Here is a 23,640-nt window from a genome sequence, read left to right on the forward strand (position 1 = left end):
GGCCTCGGGCGCCGCGCCCTGAATTCTTCTGGCCCTAAATATCCCCGCCGGAGGCCATCGCGCCCGCAGGGCGCGCCCCACCGAAACCGGAAGGCAAACCATGGATAAGATGCCGGCCTGGGCCGATACGGTGCTTGTGCCCCTGATTTCGATTCTTCTGGCAGCGATTCTGTCAGCACTGGTGATCCTTGCCATTGGGGAGTCGCCTCTGGATGCGCTGAGCCTGATGATCGAAGGCGCGCTGATGCGCTCGTCAGGCTGGGGCTATACGCTGTATTACACCACGAATTTCATCTTCACCGGGCTCTGCGTCGCCATCGCCTTTCACGCCAGAATGTTCAACATCGGCGGCGAGGGGCAGGCGATGTTGGGCGGGCTCGGGGTGGCGCTGGTCTGTCTCTACATCCCGTTCCCGCATTGGTCGCTGGCGTTGCTGGTGGCTGCCTTGGCCGCAGGGGCCTTTGGCGCGCTCTGGGCGCTGATCCCTGCGTATTTGCAGGCGAAACGCGGCAGCCATATCGTGATCACCACGATCATGTTCAACTTCATCGCTGCCGCCGTGCTGAACTATGTGCTGGTCAACCTTCTGCGCCCGGTGGGTGCGATGGACCCGGCGACCGCGAATTTTCCCGAAGCGACCCATCTGCCGACCTTTCAGGACATGTTCGCAACAGCGGACAACCCACTGTTCCGGGGGTCGCCCGCCAATGTCACCTTCTTCCTTGCGGTGCTGGCCTGCGTCGCCTTCTGGCTGCTGATGTGGCGCACCCGGCTGGGCTACGAGATCCGCGCCTTTGGCCATTCGGAAACGGCGGCGAAATATGCCGGCATCTCGCCGGTGCGCATCACCGTGGTGGCGATGCTGATCTCGGGCGGGCTGGCCGGGCTGATGGCGCTGAACACCACCATGGGCGAGGCGGAACGGCTGGTGATGAACGCCACCGAGGGCGCGGGGTTCATCGGCATTGCCGTGGCGCTGATGGGGCGCTCGCACCCGATCGGCATCTTCCTTGCGGCGCTGTTGTTCGGATTTCTCTATCAGGGCGGGGCCGAGCTGGCGCTCTGGACATCGATCCCGCGCGAGCTGATCACCGTGATTCAGGCGCTGGTGATCCTGTTCACCGGGGCGCTCGACAACATGGTGCGGATGCCGCTTGAAAAGCTTTTCGCCGCCCGCAGAAAGGACGCCTGATGGATCTTGCGACGCTGCTTCAGGTGCTGGATTCCACCGTGCGGCTGGCCACGCCGCTGCTGCTGGCCTGCCTTGCGGGGCTGTTTTCCGAACGCTCGGGCGTGGTGGATATCGGGCTCGAAGGCAAGATGCTGGCCGCGGCCTTCGCCTCGGCGGCGGTGGCGGCACTCACCGGGTCGGTCTGGCTGGGCCTGCTGGCGGGGGTCGTCGCGTCGGTGCTGATGAGCCTCATTCACGGCTTGGCCTCGATCACCTTCCGGGGCAACCAGCTGATTTCCGGCGTGGCGATCAACTTCCTTGCCTCCGGCCTGACGGTGCTGATCGCGCAGGATCTGTTCGGGCAGGGCGGGCGCACGCCGTCGCTGATCGGTGCGGGACGGTTCGATCCGATCACCCTGCCATTCGCCGAGGCGTTGTCAGGGGTTCCGGTGCTTGGCCCGATCTACGCCGAGCTGATCTCGGGGCACAGCATCCTTGTTTACGTCGCCTTCGCGATGGTGCCGCTGAGCTGGTGGATCCTGTTCCGCACCCGCTTTGGCCTGCGCCTGCGCGCGGTGGGCGAATCGCCCGAGGCGGTCGATACGGCAGGCGTCTCGGTCACCGGGATGCGCTATGCGGCGGTGCTGATCTGCGGCGTGCTCTGCGGGCTGGCGGGGGCCTATCTTGCCACCGGGCTTCAGGCGGGGTTCGTGCGCGAAATGACGGCGGGGCGCGGCTATATCGCACTGGCGGCACTGATCTTTGCCAAGTGGCGGCCGGTTTATGCGCTCTGGGCCTGCCTGCTGTTCGGGCTGCTGCAGGCGGTGGCGCTGCGTTATCAGAACATCCATCTTGGCGGCATCACCATCCCGGTACAGGTGATGGACGCGCTGCCCTATATTCTGACGGTGATCATCCTCGCGGGGTTTGTCGGCAAGGCGATCCCGCCCCGCGCTGGCGGCGAACCCTATGTGAAAGAGCGCTAGGCGTCTGGCATCCTTGCGCCCAAGCCTCTATCTCGGGGGGGAGGGCTGCAAGAGGATGGACAGGATGCGCGTGATCTTCATGGGAACCCCCGAGTTTTCGGTGCCGGTGCTGGATGCGCTGATCGAGGCCGGGCACGAGATCGCTGCCGTCTACTGTCAGCCGCCCCGCCCTGCCGGGCGCGGCAAAAAGGACCGGCCGACGCCGGTGCATGCCCGCGCCGAGGCGCTGGGTCTGACAGTCCGACACCCGGTCAGCCTGAAATCCGCCGAAGAACAGGCCCGGTTTGCGGCGCTGAATGCGGATGTGGCGGTGGTGGTCGCCTACGGGTTGATCCTGCCGCAGGCGGTGCTGGACGCACCGTCGAAGGGCTGCCTCAATATCCACGCCTCGCTGCTGCCCCGCTGGCGCGGGGCTGCGCCGATCCACCGCGCCATCATGGCTGGCGATGCGCAAACCGGCATCTGCATTATGCAGATGGAAGCCGGGCTCGACACCGGCCCTGTGCTGATGCGCAAGAGCATTCCGATCGGCGCCGAAGACACCACCGGCGAACTGCACGACCGGCTTTCGGCACTTGGCGCGACACTGATCACCGAGGCGCTAGATGCGCTGAACACCCTCAGGCCCACGCCGCAACCCGAAGACGGTGTGACCTACGCCAGCAAGATCGACAAATCCGAGGCGGCCATCGACTGGACTCGCCCGGCAGAGGATATCTCGCGCCAGATCCGCGGCCTGTCCCCGTTCCCGGGCGCGTGGACCATGTTTGGAAATGAGCGCATCAAGCTGCTCGGGGCTCGCCCGGCCGACGGTGCAGGTGTTCCGGGCGAGGCCCTCGATGATGCCTTCACGCTCGCCTGCGGAACCGGAGCGCTGAGGATCACCCGCGCACAGCGGGCCGGCAAGGGCGCGCAGGATGCCGAGACCTTTCTGCGCGGCATGGCCATAAGGCGCGGCAGCAAGCTGGGGGTGAACTGATGTTCCCGGTGATGATCGGTACGGTCGTGATCGCAGGCATCGTCGGCTACGCATCCGAACGTACCGGCTTTACCCGCAATGGAATCCTGCAAAGCATCATCATTTGTATCGGCGGCGCATTTCTTGCCTATTTCGTGCGGCTGATGTTCGGGATCGGTTTCGGCTCGCCGGGCCTCAACGCGATCGCCAGCTCGATCGGGGCGCTGATCATCGTGCCAACCCACTGGCGCCCACGCCGCTGACCTGCGCCCGGCGACAACGAACGGCCTGCCTCCGGCGGGGATATTTTTTGCCAGAAGAAGATTGGGCGCGGCGCCTGGGTTTCTTCTGGCCTCAAATATCCCGGGGGGCGCGAAGCGCGGGGGCAGCGCCCCCTCGGCGCTCGACATCGGGTGGTTTCGCTGCTAGGCAACGCGGCATGATCAGATGCGCATTCATTACCTGCTGCATTCCCTGCTGACACCTGTCGGGTCCGCCCGACCTGTGGCGGGACGGTCATCTATTTCCTTCGGGCTCCGAAGTTGATACCCCCGCCGCGATCTTCCGTGCGAAGGAGCGCGCCATGGATATCTTCCTGACCAATACCCGCACCCGGGCGAAGGAGTTGTTCTCTCCCATCGATCCCATGAACGTGCGCATCTACGTCTGCGGGCCGACCGTCTATGATCGCGCCCATATGGGCAATGCACGGGCGGCGATCGTGTTCGACATGCTTGTGCGGCTGATGCGGCATGTCTACGGCGCTGATCATGTCACCTATGTGCGCAACTTCACCGATGTGGATGACAAGATCAACGCGCGGGCCGCGCAGACCGGCGAGCCGATTTCGGCGATCACCGCGCGCACGACGCAATGGTATCTCGATGACATGGCGGCGCTCGGGGTGCTTGAGCCTGATCACATGCCGCGCGCGACGCAGTACATCCCGCAGATGATCGCCATGATCGAGGGGCTGATCGACAGCGGCCATGCCTATGCCGCCGACGGGCATGTGCTGTTTTCCGTGTCGAGCTATGAGAAATATGGCGCGCTGTCGGGGCGGTCGGTCGATGACATGATCGCCGGGGCGCGGGTCGAGGTAGCGCCCTACAAGCGCGATCCGATGGATTTCGTGTTGTGGAAGCCGTCTTCGGAGGATCTGCCCGGATGGGACAGCCCTTGGGGGCGCGGGCGGCCGGGCTGGCATATCGAATGCTCGGCGATGGCGGATGATCTGCTGTGGCGGAGGCCGCTCGAGCAAGATCGGCTGTCGGAAGAGGCGAAGCTGCGGCCGCATGTCTTCGACATTCACGGCGGCGGCAACGACTTGGCCTTTCCGCACCACGAAAACGAGATCGCCCAGAGTTGCTGCGCCAACCATACGCAGGTCATGGCGAATGTCTGGCTGCACAATGAAATGCTTCAGGTCGAAGGCAAGAAGATGTCGAAGTCTCTCGGCAATTTCTTCACCGTGCGTGACCTGCTGGATCAGGGCATCCCGGGCGAGGTGATCCGCTTTGCGTTCCTGTCGACGCATTATCGCAAGCCGATGGACTGGACGGCGGAGAGGGCGGCTCAGGCTCAAAAGACCCTTCATCGCTGGAGAGGGTTGTTCAAGGGGATTGCGCCGAGCGAGCCCTATGAGGAAGTCCTCAAATTGCTTGCCGATGATCTGAACACGGCGGGTGCTTTGAACCACCTCTCACATCTCGGTCAAGCGCTCTACACCATGGCGCATGGCCGGGCGTCCGCCCCATTCGAGACTCCCGCTGTCGAAGATGTCGGCGCAGAGTGGTTTGAAAACGCAAGTAAATTTGTAGCATCTGCGCAGCTTCTTGGCCTGCTTGAACCCGCACTCGGGAACTGGGCTGAACTGTCCGTGGACCTGTCGGCCCATGCCGACCGCCTTTCCTCAGTACGCGCCGACGCCATGCAATCCAAGGATTTCTCGGAAGTCGACCGCCTGAAACAAGTCCTCATCGCCGCAGGTGTCGAGGTGCGCATGTCCAAGGCGGGCGTCGAGCTGGTGCCGGGCTCCGGTTTCGATCCGGCGAAGCTGGAGGGGCTGTGATGGCCGAAAAGCTCTACCTCTACGACACCACTCTGCGTGACGGGCAGCAGACGCAGGGGGTGCAGTTTTCCACCGCCGAGAAACTGCGCATTGCCGAGGCGCTGGATGCGCTTGGCGTCGATTATATCGAGGGCGGCTGGCCGGGGGCGAACCCCACGGACAGTGCCTTTTTCGAGGAGGCTCCGGCGAGCCGCGCCGTGATGACGGCCTTTGGGATGACCAAGCGAGCCGGGCGCTCGGCTGAAAATGACGATGTGCTGTCGGCGGTTCTGAATGCCGGGACGCCGGCGGTCTGTCTGGTTGGCAAGACGCATGATTTCCATGTGACCGCCGCGCTTGGCATCGAGCTTTCGGAGAATGTCGCGAATATCCGGGCCTCGGTTGCGCATATCGTGGCGCAGGGGCGCGAGGCGTTGTTTGACGCCGAGCATTTCTTTGACGGCTGGAAGGCGAATGCGCCCTACGCGCTGGAGTGTCTGCACGCGGCGCTCGAGGCGGGGGCGCGCTGGATCGTGCTGTGCGACACCAATGGCGGTACGCTGCCGTATGAGATCTATCGGATCGTGGCCGAGGTGATCGCGGGCGGCATCCCCGGCGAGCGGCTCGGCATCCACACCCATAACGACACCGAGAACGCCGTCGCCTGTTCGCTGGCCGCTGTCGATGCCGGGGTGCGGCAGGTGCAGGGCACGCTCAACGGGCTGGGCGAACGCTGCGGCAATGCCAACCTGACCTCGCTGATCCCGACCTTGCTGCTCAAGGAGCCTTATGCCAGTCGCTACGACATCAATGTCAGCCGCGATGCGCTTGAGGCGTTGACCCAGACCAGCCGGATGCTGGACGAGGTGCTCAACCGGGTGCCGATGCGGCAGGCGCCCTATGTCGGCTCTTCGGCCTTTGCCCACAAGGCCGGGCTGCACGCGAGCGCGATCCTCAAGGACCCGACGACCTACGAGCATGTCGATCCTGCCACGGTCGGCAATCGCCGCGTTATTCCGATGTCGAACCAGGCGGGGCAATCGAATCTGCGCCGCCGGTTGGCCGAGGCGGGGCTGGAGGTTGCGCCGGGCGATCCGGCGCTGGCCCGCATCCTTGACGAGATCAAGGCGCGCGAGGCGCAGGGCTATACTTATGACACCGCGCAGGCGTCTTTCGAGCTGCTGGCGCGCGAGATCCTCGGGCGGCTGCCGAGCTATTTCGAGGTCAAGCGCTACCGCGTCACCATCGAGCGGCGCAAGAACAAGTACGACCGGATGGTGTCTCTCTCCGAAGCCGTTGTGGTGGTGAAGGTCGACGGCGAGAAGAAGCTGTCGGTATCGGACAGTCTCGACAACGAGGGCTTTGACCGCGGGCCAGTGAATGCGCTGTCCAAGGCGCTGGCCAAGGATCTCGGGCGCTATCAGTCGATCATCGACGACATGCGACTGGTGGATTTCAAGGTGCGGATCACGCAGGGCGGCACCGAGGCGGTCACCCGGGTGATCATCGACAGTCAGGACGGGCGAGGGCGGCGCTGGCAGACGGTTGGCGTCAGTGCAAACATCGTCGATGCCTCGTTCGAGGCGCTGCTGGATTCGGTGCGCTGGAAGCTGATCCGTGATTGCGGCGAGGGGGCTTGATGGGCATGCGCGGCCATGCAGTTTGACGACGACCTGACTGCCTGCGCCGGGCTGGTCGAGCGCGGCGATCCGGATCGCTTTGCCGCCGCCATGGCTGCGCCTGCCCCGGCGCGGGCGGTGCTGTTCCCGCTGTACGCCTTCAATCTCGAGGTCGCGCGCGCGCCATGGGTCACGCAAGAGACGATGATCGCCGAAATGCGTCTGCAATGGTGGCGCGATGCGCTGGAGGAGATCCGCGAGGGCGGCACCGTACGCCGCCACGAGGTGGTCACGCCGCTGGCCGGTGTTCTGGACGCAGAGGGCGCGGCGCTGCTGGATCGACTGGTCGGCGCGCGGCGCTGGGACATCTACAAGGACGCCTTCGAGGATGCGGCGCATTTCACCCGCTATATCGAGGAAACCTCGGGGCATCTGGTGCTTGCCGCAGGGCGTGCGCTTGGTGGGCTGCCCGAGCAGGTGGCGCTGGATGCAGGCTATGCATCGGGGCTGGCGCAATTCCTGCGGGCGGTGCCCGATCTGGAAGCGCAGGGCAGGGTGCCGTTGGTCGATGGCCGCCTTGACGCGGTGGCGGCGCTGGCGCGCGGCGGGCTTGAACGGCTGGCACGGGTGCGCGCCTCGGGGGTGCGAAACCCGGCATTGCTGGCCTGCTGGCAGGCTGGTCCATTGCTGCGGCAGGCAGCGCGCGAGCCGGGCCGGGTTGCTGCAGGCGCCTTGCAGCTTTCGGAATTCCGCCGCAGGGCAGGGTTGATGGCCGCGGCGCTGCGCGGTCGGATCTGACTTGCCTGCCGGGCCGCGGACCGGCATCAATCGTGATCAAAGGAGACGTTCATGCTCGAGATCCGCAAACTTTGCCCCACCGCCGTACTACCGGCGCGGGCCACGCCCGGCGCTGCGGGATATGACCTGTCCGCCTGCCTGCGCGACGAGAACGACGCGCCGCGCTCGGCCTTTGCCGAAGCCGGCGCGGTGATCGAGCCGGGGGCGCGGGCGATGGTGCCGCTGGGGATTTCGGTGGCGCTGCCGCCCGAGACCTATGGGCGGATCGGGCCGCGCTCTGGCCTTGCGGTGCGCCATTGCGTCGATACCGCGGCGGGGATCGTCGATATGGATTACCGCGGCGAGCTGCACGTGGTGCTGGTGAACAATGGCCCGGCGCCCTACGTGGTCGAGCACGGCGCGCGGGTGGCGCAGCTGGTGATCGAGCGCATCGCGCTGCCCGAGGTGGTCGAGGTCGAGAGGCTGTCCGACACCGCGCGCGGCAGCGGCGGGTTCGGATCCACGGGGGCCTGATGCTGATGCTGGCGCTGATCGTCATCGTTGCGGGGATCTGGGGGCTGGGGCATCTGATGGGTGCGTCGCGCAAGGCGCGGCTGGTGTTGCTGGCCGGGCTGTATCTTGTGTTGCTGCTGACCCATCTGGTGTTGCCCGACGGTCATCCGATCCGGGCGCAGACCGGGGGCAGCGTTGCGCCATGGCTGATCCTTGGCGGCTTTGGCGCGCTTGGCGCGGGCTATGCGCTGGTCTTGCGGCGGCTGAGGGCGCGGGCGGCGGTGCAGGCGGCCTCGCCCGAGCGGCCCGGGAGCTTTTCTGCCGCCGAGCTGGACCGCTACGCGCGCCACATCATGCTGCGCGAGCTGGGCGGGCCAGGGCAGAAGGCCCTGCGCGAGGCCCGTGTGCTGGTGATCGGCGCAGGCGGGCTTGGTGCGCCGGCGCTGCAATATCTGGCGGCGGCCGGCGTCGGGACCATCGGCGTGATCGACGGCGATACGGTCGAGAATTCCAACCTGCAGCGGCAGATCATCCACTCCGATGCGCGCATCGGCATGCCCAAGGTGTTCTCGGCGCAGGCGGCGATGGAGGCGCTGAACCCGTTCGTGACCGTCCGACCCTATCATCGCAGGCTCGATGCGGAGACGGCAGAGGCGCTGTTTGCCGATTATGATCTGATCCTTGACGGCACCGACAATTTCGCCACGCGCTATCTTGCCAACGACGCCGCGGTGGCGATGGGCAAGCCGCTGATTTCCGGGGCGCTCAGCCAGTGGGAAGGGCAGATTTCGGTGTTTGCGCCCGCGCGCGGGGCGCCGTGCTATCGCTGCATCTTTCCCGAAGCGCCTGCCGCCGGGCTGGCCCCAAGCTGCGCCGAGGCAGGCGTGCTGGGCCCGCTGCCGGGGGTGATCGGGGCGATGATGGCGGTCGAGGCGGTCAAGCTGATCGCGGGCGCGGGCCAGCCGCTGCTGGGCGAGATGTTGATCTATGACGCGCTCTGGGGCGAGACCCGCAAGATCGCGCTCAAGCGCCGGACGGGCTGCGCCACCTGCGGCGGCTGATCTTGCACCCGGCGTGCGGTGGCGGGTACTCTGACGCGGACCTCACCGGGAATCCCAGACATGAAACAGCTTCTAGCCGCCGCCCTTTTGCTTGCCTCGCCCGCGCTGGCGCAGGATCTGCCCGATCTTGGCGGGCGCGAGGTCGTTGTGACCGTGGAAAACGCCTATCCTCCGCTGCAATTCATCGACCCCGCCAGCGGTGCGGCCATCGGCTGGGAATACGATGCTATGGCCGAAATCGCGGAGCGCCTGAACATGGCGGTCAGTTACGAGACCATCAGCTGGGATGCGATGATCCCGGCGGTCTCCGAGGGTCAGTACGACATCGGCATGACCGGCATCACAATCCGCGAGGATCGCGCCGAAATGGTCGATTTTTCGGATGCCTACATGCGCTCGGAAATGGTGATGCTGGTGCGCGGCGACGAGGCGCGTTTCAGCGATGCGGCGGGCTTTGCCGCCGATGACGATCTGCTGATGGCAGCGCAGCCGGGAACCACGCCGTTCTATGTCGGGGTCTATGACGTGTTGGATGGCGACGAGGCCAACCCGCGCATCAGGCTGTTCGAGACCTTCGGCGCCGGGGTGCAGGCCCTGAGGACGGGCGATGTCGATCTGATGCTGACCGACGGCACGGCGGGGCGGGGCTATGTCGCGGCGTCGGACGGGGCGCTGAAGATCGTCGGAGAGACGCTTGGGGCCGAGGATTTCGGCTTTATCTTTCCCAAGGGCTCGGATCTGACGGCGCCGGTGAACGCGGCGATTGCCGCGATGAAGGCCGATGGCACGCTGGATGCGCTGAACACCCAGTGGTTCCTCGATTACAAGATGGGCGAGTGATCGCTTGAAGGACGGCGATTTCCCGTGGTGGCTGGTCGCCGTCTGCCTGCTGGGGCTGGCGGGGTATGGCGCGGTGCTGGCCGACGAGCTGCAGGCGCGGGTCCTGATGACGCTGGCGCGGGGCGTTCAGGTCACGGTGTTCGTGACGCTGGTGGCGTTTGCGCTGGCCTCGGTGCTGGGCATGGGCGTGGCGCTGATGTCGCTGTCGCGGCTCCGCCTGCTGCGGCAACTGGCGCGGTTCTATACCGAGATCCTGCGCGGCGTGCCGATGCTGGTGTTGCTGTTGTACGTGGCCTTTGTGATGGCCCCGGCCTTGGTCGCGGGGTGGAACTGGGTTGCTGGAACGCTGGGACTGGAGCCTGCACGCACGCGGGATTTCCCGTTGATCTGGCGGGCCATCATGGCGCTGACGCTGGGCTATTCCGCCTTTGTCGCAGAGGTATTCCGGGCCGGGTTCCTGTCGGTCGACGAGGGGCAGATCGAGGCGGCGCAGGCGCTGGGGCTGTCGGGCTGGCAGCGCTTTCGGCTGGTGATGTTGCCGCAGGCGATCCGCACGATCCTGCCGCCGTTGGGCAATGATTTCGTGGCGATGGTCAAAGACAGCTCGCTGGTGTCGGTGCTGGGGGTGCTGGACGTGACGCAACTGGGAAAGGTCACGGCGGCGGGGAATTTCCGCTATTTCGAGACCTATAACGTGGTGGCGCTGGTGTATCTGACCATGACGGTGTCGCTATCCTTGGGTTTGCGCCGGCTGGAGCGGCATTTGCGCGACCGGCCGGGCGGCGCGGAGTAGCCGGGCCAGCTCCTGCACGCAGCGACAGGTGGCGCCCAGCCCCCACCGCAGCACAAGGTGGGGGCCAGCCCCCACACCCCCGGGATATTTCAGGCCAGAAGAAGATGGGGCGCGGGATTGCGGGGGGCGCGCGTGGAGCTTAGCTTCTGGGAAAAGGAGTCTGATGCATGACCAATCCGCTGCTTGCCGACTGGGAGACGCCATTCGGGGTCGCCCCTTTCGATGCCATTTCCGACGAGGATTTCCGGCCCGCCTTTGACGAGGCGCTGGCGGCGCATCTGGCCGAGGTCGAGGCGATCGCATCGAGCCCTGAGCCCGCGACATTTACCAATACCATCGAGGCGATGGAGGGCGCGGGAGAGGCGCTCGACAAGGTGCTGTCGGTGTTCTTTTCCGTTTCTGGCGCCGACAGCAACGATCAGCGCCAAGCGCTTCAGCGGGAATTCTCGCCGAAATTGTCGGCGCATTCTTCGGCGATCTCGAACAACAAGGCGCTGTTTGCGCGGATCGCGGATCTGTGGGAGCGGCGCGACGCGCTGGGGCTGAGCGAGGAAGAGATGCGGGTATTGTACCTGACGCATCGCGGCTTTGTGCGCTCGGGCGCGGCGCTGGACGGGGCCGAGGCGGAGCAAATGAAGGAAGTGAAATCGCGCCTTGCTGTGCTGGGCACCGAGTTCACCCAGAACCTGCTGAAGGACGAGGCGGCGTGGTTCATGCCACTGGCCGAGGCCGATCTTGAGGGGCTGCCGGGCTTCGTGGTGGATGCGGCGCGCTCTGCTGGCGAAGCACTGGGGCAGGACGGGCCGGTGGTTACGCTGTCGCGCTCGTTGATCGTGCCGTTCCTGCAATTCTCGCCCCGGCGGGATCTGCGGCGCAAGGCGTTCGAGGCCTGGGCCGCGCGCGGGGCCAATGGTGGTGACAGTGACAACCGGGGCATTGCCGCCGAGATCCTCGCGCTGCGCGAGACGCGGGCGAAGCTGCTCGGCTATGACGATTTCGCGGCCTACAAGCTGGAAACCGAGATGGCCGGAACGCCGGAGCGCGTGCGCGAGTTGCTGATGGCGGTCTGGGAGCCGGCCAAGGCGCAGGCGCTGAGGGACGCCGCCGAAATGGAACAGATGCTGCGCGACGATGGCATCAACGATGCCTTCCAGCCGTGGGACTGGCGCTATTATTCGCAAAAACGGCGGCGCGCGCTGCATGATCTCGATGAGGCCGAGTTGAAGCCCTATCTGCAGCTCGAGCGGATGATCGAGGCGGCGTTCACCTGTTCGACCCGCCTGTTCGGGCTGGCGTTCAAGCCGCTCGACATTGCGCTGTATCACCCCGATTGCCGGGCGTGGGAGGTGACGAAGGACGGCAAGCATATCGCGGTGTTCATCGCCGATTATTTTGCGCGGGCGTCCAAGCGGTCGGGGGCGTGGTGTTCGGCGATGCGCAGCCAGGCCAAGCGGCCCAAGGTGCTGAGCCCGGTGGTCATCAACGTGTGCAATTTCGCCAAGCCGCCCAAGGGCAAGCCGGCGCTGTTGTCCTATGACGATGCGCGCACGCTGTTCCACGAGTTCGGTCATGCGCTGCATCAGATGCTGTCGGATGTCGAGTTCGGCTCGGTGTCGGGCACGTCGGTGGCGCGTGATTTCGTCGAGCTGCCAAGCCAGCTGTATGAGCACTGGCTTGAGGTGCCCGAGGTGCTCGCGGAATTTGCCACCCATGCGGACAGCGGCGAGCCGATGCCCAAGGCGCTGCTTGACAAGGTACTGGCCGCCGCGACCTTCGACATGGGGTTCCAGACGGTGGAATATGTTGCCTCGGCGATGGTGGATCTGGAATTCCACAACGGCCCGGCGCCTGCCGATCCGATGGCGAAACAGGCCGAGATCCTTGCCGGGATGGGCATGCCGCAGGCGATCACCATGCGCCATGCCACACCGCATTTCGCCCATGTGTTTTCCGGCGATGGCTACAGCTCGGGCTATTACAGCTACATGTGGTCCGAAGTGATGGACGCCGACGCCTTTGCCGCCTTCGAAGAGGCTGGTGGGGCGTTTGATCCGGCGATTGCGGCGCGGCTTGAGGAATTCATCCTGTCCAAGGGCGGCTCGGTCGATGCGCAAGAGCTCTACACCGCCTTTCGGGGGCGGATGCCGGGGGTCGAGGCGCTTTTGAAAGGGCGCGGGCTAGCGGCCTAAAAGGCTTCGCGGGTGAGGGTCCAGCCGTCATCCGCGAGCAGTTGCAGCACGCCGTTCTTGCCGGGCAGATGCGCCGCGCCAAAGGCGGCGACGATCGGGGCGGCGCGCTTTTCCGCCTCGGCAAGGATCACCGGAATCCAGTCGTGGTTGCGCTGATCCAGCAGCGCGGCGGAGGTCTGTTCGATCGCCTTGGATGCCTGCTGAGCCGTGTAAAGCGGGCTGCGCGCGGCGAGGATGGCCGAGAGCTGCCACATCTCGGCGGCGGTCTCGTCGAAATAGGCGGCGATGGTGGTGGCAAAACCGCTGGCGCCGTCTTCCTGCTGGGCCAGCGTCATGCCGATCATCTCAAGCTGATCGTCCAGCGGCTCGGCGTTGAAGATGGCAAAGGTGGTGTCGAAGGGTTCCAGCGCCACGCTGGGCACGCCGTATTCACCGGCCTGCGCTTCCAGCCGGACATCCAGCCCGTCTTGCTGGGTCATCTGCGCCTTGGCGCAGGCGGGCAGGGCGAGCAGCATCGACAGATACCAAGGGCGCATCCGCGCCACCATCACCGCCGGAAGCCCATGTGCCTTGGCGGCGGCGGACAGGCTTTGCCAATCGTCCTCGTCCATCAACTCGGGCAGGGTCGTGCCATCGAGCAGGATCAGCGCCGGGTCCTGCCCCAGCGCCGCTGTCAGCTTGGTCTGCTCTTGCGCGGGCATTTCAAGCAGCAGCGCGCCCGCGCCCTGCATGACGGTGCGCAGCCGTTCGGCCGGCGCATCCAGCCGCGGGTCCGACAGGTGCATGGTGCCGACAAGGTGGATCACCTCGCCGTCTTTCTCGGCGCGCCAGCGGTTGCCCTGTGCGTAAGGCATGTCGGCGATGCGCGCGTCAAGGTCGGCGCGCTCTGCGGCGGTCAGCGTCAGGCGCAGATCCTCGCCCTGACATTGGGCGTGGGCGGCGCTGCCGAGCAGCAGAAAGGCGAGAATACTGCGATGCATGGGGCGAGCTTTCAGCGGTTGCACGGCGCAGGCTATGGCAAGGGATGGACAGCGGCAATGGCGGCTGCTTAGGGTCCGGGCGATGGAACGGGAATCTCAGCTATACGCGCCGGTGAAGGCATTGCTGGTGGCGCAGGGCTACGAGGTGAAGGGCGAGGTCGGCGCCGCCGATCTGGTGGCGATCCGTGGCGACGAGCCGCCGGTGATCGTCGAGCTGAAGCTGCGGATCTCGCTGGCGCTGTTTCATCAGGCGGTGGCGCGCCTGTCGCTGAGCGATGCGGTCTATATCGCGGTGCCAAAGCCCGAGGGGCGCTCGGCGCGGCGGGGGCTCAAGGACAATCTGGCGCTGTGTCGACGCCTTGGGCTTGGGTTCATCACGGTCCGGGACGGGCGGGCCGAGGTGCAATGCGACCCCGGCCCCTATGCGCCGCGCAAGAGCAAGGCCAAGGCAGCGCGGCTGTTGCGGGCGTTTCAGCGGATCAGCGGCGATCCCAACGAGGGCGGCGCGACCCGGCATGGCATCGTCACCGGCTACCGGCAGGATGCGCTGCGCTGCGCCGCCTATCTTGCCGAACACGGCCCGAGCCGGGGGCAGGACGTGGCGAGGGGGGCTGGTGTCAAGCCCGCCACCACGCTGATGCGCGACAACCATTACGGTTGGTTCGACAAGGTGTCCAAGGGGGTCTACGCCCTGACCGACACGGGGCGCGACGGGCTGATCCATTGGGGCGACAGCTGGTAGGCTAGAGCTCTTCCATGCGGGCGGCTGCCTCGGCCTCGTTCTTTGCCTCGGCCTGAGCCTGCCGACGTTGCTGGCGCGCCACGATGCGTTCGCGGTTCAGCGTGTACAGCCCTGAGGCGACGATTACCGCGCAGCCCAGCAGCGTGAAGCCGTCGGGCAGATCGGCGAACAGGATGAAACCGTAAAGCGTGCTCCAGATGATCATGCTGTATTGCAGCGGGGCGACCACCACAGCCTGCGCCACATCCAGCGCGCGGACGATGAAGATCTCTCCGGCGCCAGCGGCCAGCGCCATGGCGGGAACCACCATCCAGACCCAGCCATGCGCCGGGGTTTCCCAGATGAACGGCACCGGCAGCGTCAGCAGCAGGGTCGAGGTGATCGAGGTATAGGCAACCGTGGTGGCGATGCTGTCTTCGCCCGACAACACGCGCGAGAGCACCTGCCGCATGGCAAAGCAGGTCGCCGCGGCAATGACGATGAAGATCGCCGGGTGAAACACCCCCGCGCCGGGCCGGATCACGATCAGCATTCCGACAAAGCCGACCGCCACGGCGGCCCAGCGGCGCGGGCCGACGGGTTCGCGCAGGAACAGCGCGCCCACCGCTGTCACGAGGAACGGCGCGATGAAGGTCACCGCCGTGGCATCGGCCAGCGGCACCTTGCTTATGGCGAGGATGAAGAAGGTCGCCGATCCGGTCGCCAGCACGCCGCGCCCGATCTGCACCACCGGATGGCGCGTGCGCAGCAGATGCGTTCCGCGGATGGCAATCATCACCATCACCCCAAGGAAAAGCCCGGTCTGGCGCAGCCACACCACCTGAAGCGGCGGCAGCTCGGATGTCAGCAGCTTGGCTAGCGCATCGGTCGCTCCGAAACAGATGAAGCCGAGGGTGATCAGCACGATGCCCTTGAGGTTTTCGGGCGCCTTGCGGGCGGGGTCGTGCGGAACCGCGACGGCGGCGGCGGGATGGATCGGCATGGGGTGGGCTCGCAAGGTGAGGGGAGGTTCGCTTCTGGTATACCAAGCACGGATCGCGCCGCTTGACCATGGGGCGACCCACAAGTTTCGGCGCATTCCCGCGCGCCCCCTTTTCACGCCGCCCGATCATGCTTAGCTCAGTGGCGTGGGTGCGCCGCCGGCCGGGCAGGATGGCGCGAAAATTGCGCAACCCCCTGTTGACACGACTCGGATCGGTGCCTAGCTATGCGTCGTTAGCACTCGGCTGGGCTGAGTGCTAACGGCCCTTCCGGGGCCGTACAGATACATAACTTTGAGCGAATGGAGACTCGAAGATGGCTTTCAAACCGCTTCATGACCGCGTGCTGGTTCGCCGCGTCGAAAGTGACGAAAAGACCAAGGGCGGTCTGATCATCCCCGATAGCGCCAAGGAAAAGCCCGCAGAGGGCCTCGTCGTCGCATGTGGCGATGGCGCGCGCAAAGACAGCGGTGAGCTGATCGAGATGGCCGTCAAGGCCGGCGACAAGATCCTCTTTGGCAAGTGGTCGGGCACCGAAGTGTCGATCGATGGCGAAGAGCTGCTCATCATGAAGGAATCGGACATCCTCGGCGTGACCGAGGCCGCGTAAGCGCCGCTCCGACTTCCTCAACCGTAATTCAGATCCAGGAGAGCTAACATGGCTGCCAAGGACGTTAAATTCGACACCGATGCCCGCACGCGTATGCTGCGCGGCGTCAACATCCTCGCCGACGCGGTGAAGGTGACCCTCGGCCCGAAAGGCCGCAACGTTGTTCTCGACAAGTCGTTCGGTGCCCCGCGCATCACCAAGGACGGTGTGTCGGTCGCCAAAGAGATCGAGCTTGAGGACAAGTTCGAGAACATGGGCGCACAGATGGTGAAGGAAGTCGCTTCCCGCACCAACGACGAAGCGGGCGACGGCACCACCACCGCCACCGTGCTGGCTCAGGCCATCGTCAAGGAAGGCATGAAGTCGGTCGCAGCGGGCATGAACCCGATGGACCTCAAGCGCGGCATCGACCTTGCCACGTCCAAGGTTGTCGAGGCCATCAAGGCCGCGTCCCGCCCGGTCAACGACTCGAGCGAAGTCGCTCAGGTCGGCACCATCTCCGCCAACGGCGAAGCTGAAATCGGTCGTCAGATCGCGGACGCGATGCAGAAGGTCGGCAACGAGGGTGTCATCACCGTCGAAGAGAACAAGGGCCTCGAGACCGAGACCGATGTTGTCGAAGGCATGCAGTTCGACCGTGGCTACCTGTCGCCCTACTTCGTGACCAACGCCGACAAGATGATTGCAGATCTCGACGACTGCATGATCCTGCTGCACGAGAAGAAGCTGTCGTCGCTTCAGCCGATGGTTCCGCTGCTCGAGCAGGTGATCCAGTCGCAAAAGCCGCTGCTGATCATCGCAGAAGACGTCGAAGGCGAAGCGCTGGCGACCCTCGTGGTCAACAAGCTGCGTGGCGGCCTCAAGATCGCAGCCGTCAAGGCTCCGGGCTTTGGCGACCGTCGCAAGGCCATGCTGCAGGACATCGCGATCCTGACCGGCGGCCAGGTGATCTCGGAAGATCTCGGCATGAAGCTCGAGAACGTGACCATGGACATGCTTGGCACCGCCAAGAAGGTCTCGATCACCAAGGACACCACCACCGTCGTCGACGGCGCGGGTGAAAAAGCCGAGATCGAAGCCCGCGTTGGCCAGATCCGCACCCAGATCGAAGAGACCACCAGCGACTACGACCGTGAGAAGCTGCAGGAACGTGTTGCCAAGCTGGCAGGCGGCGTTGCCGTCATCCGCGTTGGCGGCATGACCGAAGTGGAAGTCAAAGAGCGCAAGGACCGCGTTGATGACGCCCTGAACGCGACCCGCGCGGCCGTTCAGGAAGGCATCGTGGTCGGCGGCGGCGTTGCCCTCGTGCAGGGCGCCAAGGCGCTTGACGGCCTGACGGGCGACAACAGCGACCAGAACGCCGGTATCACCATCGTGCGCAAGGCGCTCGAGGCACCGCTGCGTCAGATCGCCCAGAACGCGGGCGTCGACGGTTCGGTCGTTGCTGGCAAGGTGCGTGAATCTTCGGACCTCAAGTTCGGCTACAACGCCCAGACCGACGAATATGGCGACATGTTCTCCTTCGGCGTGATCGACCCCGCAAAGGTCGTTCGTACCGCGCTGGAAGATGCAGCCTCGATCGCTGGCCTGCTGATCACCACCGAAGCCATGGTGGCTGACAAGCCCGCCAAGGAAGGCGCGCCCGCAGGTGGCGGCATGCCCGACATGGGCGGCATGGGCGGCATGATGTAATCACCCCTGCCTTGCAGGAGTGATGACCATTCGTCATCGACAGGGGAGCCTTCGGGCTCCCCTGTTTTCGTTTCAGGATCACGGCTGGGTAAACTCGAAACCGGCGGCTCTGTTGATCCGGGGAGGGGGCGGCGAGCCCCGCCGCTCCAGCGGGTTTTGGCGCTGTCATCGCCTGTCTTGCCAGCGGTGATGCGCTCTTCGTCGCCGGTGAACCTGCCGGTGCATGGGCGCCTGTCGGCAGCGATTGGCTCTCCGCCGCCGGGGTAAGGCTTGCGTCTGGTCTGTCTTTGCAAGATCTCTCGCGGATGGACTGGCCAGACGATTCTTTTGAGGCGCCCTTCTGGGCAAAGGGCAGGCGGGTGGCGGGTGTCGACGAGGTCGGTCGCGGGCCGCTGGCCGGCCCTGTCGTGGCCGCTGCCGTGGTGTTGCACCCGGACTGCATCCCGCCGGGAATGAACGACAGCAAGAAGATGAGCCACAAGCGCCGCGCCCAACGCGCCGCATGGCTGACCGAATGCGCCGAGGTCGGCATCGGCTGGGCGTCGGTCGAAGAGATCGACGAGATCAATATCCTTCAGGCTAGCCTGCTGGCGATGCACCGGGCGCTGACCAACCTGCCGAACCGTCCCGATCACGCGTTGATCGACGGGCGGTTTCTGCCGCCGCAGCTCCCGTGCAAGGCGACCTCGATCATTGGCGGGGACGGGCGTTCGCTGAGCATCGCGGCGGCATCCATCGTTGCGAAAACGTGGCGAGATCGTCACATGCGGGCTTTGGCGCAACAACATCCCGGTTACGGATGGGAAACCAACGCCGGCTACGGGTCGAAAAACCACAAGGCAGCGCTGGAAAATCTAGGTGTCACCCCACACCATAGGCGGTCCTTTCGACCTATCCACAACATATTGTGGCAAGGCGAAACCACAAGTGACTGATTCAAAAAACAAATTGACGCTGATTCGTGTTTGAATCAAAACTGTCCCCAGCCACAGAGTGCGAGAACGCACCAGAGCGGCAGAGGCAGAGATGAACGCGATGACCAAGTCAAAGGGGACGACAGTGCTCCCGGTGAACACGATCCTCGATGGGGATTGCATCGAGCGGATGAACAGTCTGCCGGCAGAGTCGGTCGACCTGATCTTTGCGGACCCGCCTTATAACCTTCAGCTGAAGGGCGATCTGCACCGGCCGGACAACAGCCGCGTCGATGCGGTCGATGACCATTGGGACCAGTTTTCCAGCTTTGCGGTCTACGACAAGTTCACCCGTGAATGGCTGACCGCCGCCAAGCGGCTGCTCAAGCCCAACGGGGCGCTCTGGGTGATCGGATCGTATCACAACATCTTCCGGGTCGGGGCCGCGCTGCAGGATGCGGGCTACTGGATCCTGAATGACGTGATCTGGCGCAAGGCCAACCCGATGCCGAATTTTCGTGGCAAGCGGTTCACCAACGCCCACGAGACGATGATCTGGGCGTCGAAATCCGAGGGTGCCAAGTACACTTTCAACTACGAGGCGCTGAAGGCCCTGAACGAGGGCATCCAGATGCGCTCGGACTGGGTTCTGCCGATCTGCAACGGCGGCGAGCGGCTGAAGGATGGCAACGGCGACAAGGCGCATCCGACGCAAAAGCCGATGAGCCTGCTGCATCGGGTGCTGGTGGGATCGACCAACCCCGGCGACGTGGTGCTTGACCCGTTTTTTGGCACTGGCACCACCGGCGCTGTCGCCAAGATGCTGGGCCGCGATTTTATCGGCATCGAGCGCGAGGCGGCCTACCGCGAGGTGGCGATGCGCCGCATCGCCGACATTCGCCCGTTTGACCGCTCGGCGCTGGAAGTGACCCGGGCCAAGCGCGCCGAGCCGCGCGTTCCTTTCGGCCAGCTGGTCGAACGCGGGATGCTGCGCCCCGGCGAAATGCTGGTCTCGCCCTCGGGAAAGGTCGCCAAGGTGCGGGCCGATGGTACGCTGATCGGCGACGATGTGCGTGGCTCGATCCATCAGGTCGGCGCGCATCTCGAAGGTGCGCCCTCGTGCAACGGCTGGACCTATTGGCATTTCCGCAAGGATGGCAAGCAGGTGCCCATCGACGTTCTGCGCCAGCAGATCCGTGCCGAGATGGCCGAGCGCCCGCACTAAGGTTTCAAGAACAACAACCAGACACCGCCAGCGCCCGCACATCGGGCGCCACTGGCCCCGCCTGTGCCTGCACGGGTGGGGCCTTTTTTTGCTGCGCGGCCCCGCCCGCGGCACCTGTTCAGGCGCAGGCGGGACACTCCCCAGCCCGTGCCGCCCCTGCCTGCAAGGCCAACTATTCCTGCCTTCCGCTTGACCCTGCCCGCGAACCGCGTTCAGTGGCACACAAACGGAGATATTCGATGGACCTGCGCGCGATCATGATGGGGCTGGCCTTTGCGGTCATGTGGTCCTCGGCCTTTACGTCGGCGCGGGTCATCGTGCTGGCCGCGCCGCCGATGGGGGCGCTGGCGCTGCGGTTTCTCGTCTCGGGGGTGATCGCCATCGTCATCGCGCTTGCCTTGGGGCAGACATGGCGGCTGACGCGGCCGCAATGGCGCGCGACGATCATCTTCGGCATCTGCCAGAACGCGCTGTACCTTGGGCTGAACTTCGTTGCGATGCAGACGGTGCAGGCGTCGCTGGCCTCGATCATCGCGTCGGCGATGCCGCTGATTGTGGCGTTGGCAAGCTGGCTGTGGCTGGGCGAGCGGATGAAACCCATCGGCTATGCGGGGCTGATGGCCGGGGTGCTGGGCGTGGCGATCATCATGGGGGCGAGGCTGTCGGGCGGCGCGGACCCGCTGGGCATTGCGCTGTGCATCGGCGGGGTGCTGTCGCTGGCGCTGGCAACGCTGTCGGTTCGGGGGGCGTCGGGCGGGGGCAACGTGATGATGATCGTGGGGCTTCAGATGCTGGTTGGCAGCGCGCTGTTGTGGCCGCTGGCACTGGCGTTCGAGACCTTTGCCATCGACTGGTCGTGGCAGCTTGGCGTGGCCTTTTCCTATACGGTGCTGGTGCCGGGCGTCGCGGCGACCTTCATGTGGATGCTGCTGGTGAACCGCATCGGCGCGACACAGGCCGCGACCTTCCATTTTCTCAACCCGGTGTTCGGGGTCGGGCTGGCGGCGCTGCTGCTGGGCGAATCCATGAGCTTGTGGGATGCAATCGGCGTGGCGATTGTCACCGTTGGCATTCTCGCCGTGCAGCGGGCGCGGGCGTCGGTCTGATCTGGGCGGACGACCGAGCCAAGCGCCCGCGCGCTGAAGTGCTCTCTTGATCGAGCCGCGCGATGATCCGGGGGCGCGCCGGACCATCGCGGTTACGGTCAGCCGATCTTGCCGCGGTTTTCGCCGATTTGCCCGCGATGCAGCAGCAGATGGTCAAGCAGGACACAGGCCATCATCGCCTCGCCCACCGGCACGGCGCGAATGCCGACGCAGGGATCGTGGCGCCCCTTGGTGATGATCTCGGTATCTTCGCCCGACTTGGTGATCGTCTTGCGGGTGGTGAGGATCGACGAGGTCGGTTTGACGGCAAAGCGCAGCACGACCTCCTGTCCGGTGGAAATACCGCCAAGGATGCCGCCGGCATGGTTCGAGTTATAGACCGGCCCGTCTGGCCCCATCGAGATCTCGTCGGCATTGTCCGACCCGCGCAGCAGGGCAGCGGCCATGCCATCGCCGATTTCGACCGCTTTCACCGCGTTTATCGACATCATCGCCGCCGCAAGATCGGTATCGAGCTTGCCATAGATCGGCGCGCCCAGCCCGGCGGGGACGCCGCGGGCCACCACCTCGATCACCGCGCCGATACTGTCGCCCGACTTGCGCAGCGCATCAAGGTCACCCGCCCAGTCCTGAGCGGTCTGGGCATCGGGGCACCAGAACGGGTTTTCGCCCACCTGCGCCAGATCGAACCGCGCCCGGTCGATGGCGCGCGGGCCCATCTGCACCATGTAGCCGGTGATCTCGATCCCCGGCGCCAGCATGTCCAGCGCGGCCCGCGCCAGCCCACCAGCGGCAACCCGCGCCGCCGTTTCGCGCGCCGAAGACCGCCCGCCGCCGCGATAATCGCGGATACCGTATTTCTGCCAATAGGTGATGTCGGCGTGACCGGGGCGGAATTTCTCGGCAATCTCGCCGTAATCCTTCGACCGCTGGTCGGTGTTTTCGATCATCAGCTGCACCGGGGTGCCGGTGGTCTGACCTTCGAACACGCCCGACAGGATCTTCACCGCATCCGGTTCGCGCCGCTGCGTGGTATACTTGTTCTGCCCCGGTTTGCGCCGATCGAGCCAGAGCTGAAGCATCGCCTCATCAATGGCAACGCCCGGCGGGCAGCCATCGACGGTCGCCCCAAGCGCGGGGCCATGGCTTTCGCCCCAAGTGGTGACGCGAAACAGGTGGCCGAAACTGTTCAGGCTCATGGCGGGCTCCTCTGCTGACGGGTTCTGTTAGGGCAGCCGCGCCCGCGTCTCAAGGGAAATCCCCTTGCCAGAGGCCTTACGCGCCGCTACGAGTCAGCCCACCTCGGGGTGCCTGAGAGGGCTGAGATGCGCAATGCGAACCCGTTGAACCTGACCCGGTTAACACCGGCGGAGGGAAGGTGACGGCACCCAGATCACCGGGATAGCCCAGTCTTGCCCTCTCGCCGCAAGAATGGAGGATGCCATGAAAACGGCCATCACCTTTGCAGCGGGATGCGTTCTGGCCAGCGGCGCGCTGGCGGACACCCCTGTCCTGACGGTTTACGCGGCGGATTACATCGCCTCGGAATGGGGCCCCGGCCCGAAGATCGAAGAGATGTTCGAAGAGACCTGCGGCTGCGATCTGCAATTCTCGCCCGGCGATCTGATGCCACGCCTGCTGCTCGAGGGCGGGCGCACCGAGGCCGATGTGGTCATGGGGCTGAACAGCGACGTGACGAAGAAGGCGCGCGAAAGCGGCTTGTTCGCGCCGCACGGGGTCGATCTGTCGCCGCTGACGCTGCCGGTGGCGTGGGAGGATGACATTTTCCTGCCCTATGATTACAGCGCCACGGCCTTTATCTACGACACAACGCGCCTGCCGAACCCGCCCGAAAGCTTTGAGGCGCTGCTGGAGGCGGATGACGACATCAGCATCGTGATTCAGGATCCGCGCAGCTCGATCTCCGGGCTGGCGACAGTGCTTTGGGTCGAAAAGGTGTTTGGCGATCGCGCGCAAGAAGCTTGGGGCAAGCTTGCGCCCAAGATCCTGACCTCTACCAAGACGTGGTCGGAAAGCTATGGCCTGTTCACCGATGGCGAGGCCGACATGGTGATGAGCTACGTCGCCAGCCCGGCCTATCACATCATCGCCGAAGGGGATCGCACCAAGAAGGCGGCGATCTTCCCCGAGGGGCATTACTTCATGGTGCAGCTCGCGGCAAAGATCGCCAGTACCGATCAGCCCGAACTGGCCGATGACTTCATGCAATTCGTCCTGTCGGAACCGTTTCAGACGATGATCGCCACCGGCGACTGGTCGTTCCCGGCGGCGCTGCCGCAGGAGAAATGGCCCGAAGGGTTCAAGGAATTGCAGATCCCCGAGACGGTGCTGTTCTATTCCGAGGACGAAGCTGCCGATCTGCGTGACAAGGCCATCGAGGCCTGGCGCGCGGCGCTGTCGCAGTAAGGGCTGG

Annotated in this window: 22 protein-coding genes and 1 riboswitch; of the genes, 19 read left to right on the plus strand and 3 right to left on the minus strand. The window is 65.2% G+C overall.

Features of this window, described 5'->3' with window-relative positions; all coding sequences use genetic code 11:
- The first annotated feature begins 100 nt into the window (after window positions 1-100).
- From KO516_RS01555 to KO516_RS01610, 12 genes are all read left to right on the plus strand, one after another.
- Window positions 101-1,192, plus strand: a complete 1,092-nt coding sequence (locus tag KO516_RS01555; RefSeq protein WP_216002043.1) for an ABC transporter permease — start codon at window positions 101-103, stop codon at window positions 1,190-1,192.
- Window positions 1,192-2,157, plus strand: a complete 966-nt coding sequence (locus KO516_RS01560; protein WP_216002044.1) for an ABC transporter permease — start codon at window positions 1,192-1,194, stop codon at window positions 2,155-2,157. Before KO516_RS01555 ends, KO516_RS01560 begins: the two co-directional genes overlap by 1 nt.
- 64 nt (window positions 2,158-2,221) lie before the next feature.
- Window positions 2,222-3,136, plus strand: a complete 915-nt coding sequence (gene fmt, locus KO516_RS01565; RefSeq protein WP_216002045.1) for a methionyl-tRNA formyltransferase — start codon at window positions 2,222-2,224, stop codon at window positions 3,134-3,136.
- Window positions 3,136-3,378, plus strand: coding sequence for a hypothetical protein (locus KO516_RS01570; protein ID WP_216002046.1), 243 nt, complete (start codon window positions 3,136-3,138; stop codon window positions 3,376-3,378). Before fmt ends, KO516_RS01570 begins: the two co-directional genes overlap by 1 nt.
- 320 nt (window positions 3,379-3,698) lie before the next feature.
- Window positions 3,699-5,186, plus strand: coding sequence for a cysteine--tRNA ligase (gene cysS, locus KO516_RS01575; RefSeq protein WP_216002047.1), 1,488 nt, complete (start codon window positions 3,699-3,701; stop codon window positions 5,184-5,186).
- Window positions 5,186-6,805, plus strand: coding sequence for a citramalate synthase (gene cimA, locus KO516_RS01580; protein ID WP_216002048.1), 1,620 nt, complete (start codon window positions 5,186-5,188; stop codon window positions 6,803-6,805). Before cysS ends, cimA begins: the two co-directional genes overlap by 1 nt.
- Window positions 6,806-6,820: 15 nt before the next feature.
- Window positions 6,821-7,582, plus strand: coding sequence for a squalene/phytoene synthase family protein (locus tag KO516_RS01585; protein WP_216002049.1), 762 nt, complete (start codon window positions 6,821-6,823; stop codon window positions 7,580-7,582).
- Between the two features lie 51 nt (window positions 7,583-7,633).
- The gene (dut, locus tag KO516_RS01590) at window positions 7,634-8,095 is read left to right on the plus strand and encodes a dUTP diphosphatase (RefSeq protein ID WP_216002050.1); all 462 of its coding nucleotides are present in this window, start codon (window positions 7,634-7,636) and stop codon (window positions 8,093-8,095) included.
- 5 nt (window positions 8,096-8,100) lie between these two features.
- The gene (locus KO516_RS01595; protein WP_216002090.1) at window positions 8,101-9,135 is read left to right on the plus strand and encodes a HesA/MoeB/ThiF family protein; all 1,035 of its coding nucleotides are present in this window, start codon (window positions 8,101-8,103) and stop codon (window positions 9,133-9,135) included.
- A 60-nt stretch (window positions 9,136-9,195) separates the two neighbouring features.
- The gene (locus tag KO516_RS01600; protein WP_216002051.1) at window positions 9,196-9,975 is read left to right on the plus strand and encodes a transporter substrate-binding domain-containing protein; all 780 of its coding nucleotides are present in this window, start codon (window positions 9,196-9,198) and stop codon (window positions 9,973-9,975) included.
- A gap of 4 nt (window positions 9,976-9,979) precedes the next feature.
- Window positions 9,980-10,768 carry an amino acid ABC transporter permease gene (locus KO516_RS01605; protein WP_252737341.1) on the plus strand — a complete coding sequence of 263 codons (789 nt, stop codon included), beginning with the start codon at window positions 9,980-9,982 and terminating at the stop codon, window positions 10,766-10,768.
- Between the two features lie 167 nt (window positions 10,769-10,935).
- Window positions 10,936-12,957: a M3 family metallopeptidase gene (locus KO516_RS01610; protein ID WP_216002052.1), complete on the plus strand. Its 2,022-nt coding sequence runs from the start codon at window positions 10,936-10,938 to the stop codon at window positions 12,955-12,957.
- On the opposite strand, the gene KO516_RS01615 is transcribed toward KO516_RS01610, so the two are convergent.
- Complete coding sequence (locus KO516_RS01615; RefSeq protein ID WP_216002053.1) at window positions 12,954-13,937, minus strand: TraB/GumN family protein; 984 nt, start codon at window positions 13,935-13,937, stop codon at window positions 12,954-12,956. The two genes, KO516_RS01610 and KO516_RS01615, sit on opposite strands and share 4 nt — an antisense overlap.
- Before the next feature lie 82 nt (window positions 13,938-14,019).
- On the opposite strand from KO516_RS01615, the gene KO516_RS01620 reads away from it, so the two are divergent.
- On the plus strand, window positions 14,020-14,679 hold the full coding sequence (locus tag KO516_RS01620; protein WP_216002054.1) for a DUF2161 domain-containing phosphodiesterase: 660 nt from the start codon (window positions 14,020-14,022) through the stop codon (window positions 14,677-14,679).
- Window position 14,680: 1 nt separating this feature from the next.
- On the opposite strand, the gene KO516_RS01625 is transcribed toward KO516_RS01620, so the two are convergent.
- Window positions 14,681-15,661, minus strand: coding sequence for a DMT family transporter (locus KO516_RS01625; protein WP_216002055.1), 981 nt, complete (start codon window positions 15,659-15,661; stop codon window positions 14,681-14,683).
- 314 nt (window positions 15,662-15,975) lie between these two features.
- Here KO516_RS01625 and KO516_RS01630 point away from each other — a divergent pair, with 314 nt between their 5' ends.
- The 5 genes from KO516_RS01630 to KO516_RS01650 all read left to right on the plus strand — a co-directional run bounded on the left by KO516_RS01630 (window position 15,976) and on the right by KO516_RS01650 (window position 21,206).
- Window positions 15,976-16,269: a co-chaperone GroES gene (locus KO516_RS01630; RefSeq protein ID WP_216002056.1), complete on the plus strand. Its 294-nt coding sequence runs from the start codon at window positions 15,976-15,978 to the stop codon at window positions 16,267-16,269.
- 48 nt (window positions 16,270-16,317) lie between these two features.
- Window positions 16,318-17,961 (plus strand): chaperonin GroEL, encoded by a 1,644-nt coding sequence (gene groL, locus KO516_RS01635; RefSeq protein WP_216002057.1) that lies wholly within the window; start codon window positions 16,318-16,320, stop codon window positions 17,959-17,961.
- 305 nt (window positions 17,962-18,266) lie between these two features.
- Window positions 18,267-18,896, plus strand: coding sequence for a ribonuclease HII (locus KO516_RS01640; RefSeq protein ID WP_216002058.1), 630 nt, complete (start codon window positions 18,267-18,269; stop codon window positions 18,894-18,896).
- Between the two features lie 91 nt (window positions 18,897-18,987).
- Entirely contained in the window at window positions 18,988-20,100 is a 1,113-nt protein-coding gene (locus KO516_RS01645) for a site-specific DNA-methyltransferase (protein ID WP_216002059.1), read from the plus strand.
- A gap of 239 nt (window positions 20,101-20,339) precedes the next feature.
- A complete protein-coding gene (locus KO516_RS01650) occupies window positions 20,340-21,206 on the plus strand; it encodes a DMT family transporter (protein ID WP_216002060.1) in 867 nt (288 codons plus the stop codon).
- Window positions 21,207-21,304: 98 nt separating this feature from the next.
- Here KO516_RS01650 and aroC read toward each other — a convergent pair whose 3' ends face one another.
- Window positions 21,305-22,405 (minus strand): chorismate synthase, encoded by a 1,101-nt coding sequence (gene aroC / locus KO516_RS01655; RefSeq protein ID WP_216002061.1) that lies wholly within the window; start codon window positions 22,403-22,405, stop codon window positions 21,305-21,307.
- 94 nt (window positions 22,406-22,499) lie between these two features.
- Window positions 22,500-22,599, plus strand: a riboswitch (TPP riboswitch).
- Window positions 22,600-22,649: 50 nt separating this feature from the next.
- Here aroC and KO516_RS01660 point away from each other — a divergent pair.
- On the plus strand, window positions 22,650-23,633 hold the full coding sequence (locus KO516_RS01660) for a thiamine ABC transporter substrate binding subunit (protein ID WP_216002062.1): 984 nt from the start codon (window positions 22,650-22,652) through the stop codon (window positions 23,631-23,633).
- Window positions 23,634-23,640: the final 7 nt, after the last annotated feature.

This window comes from Citreicella sp. C3M06 (assembly GCF_018860705.1).
Classification (GTDB): Bacteria; Pseudomonadota; Alphaproteobacteria; order Rhodobacterales; family Rhodobacteraceae; genus Salipiger.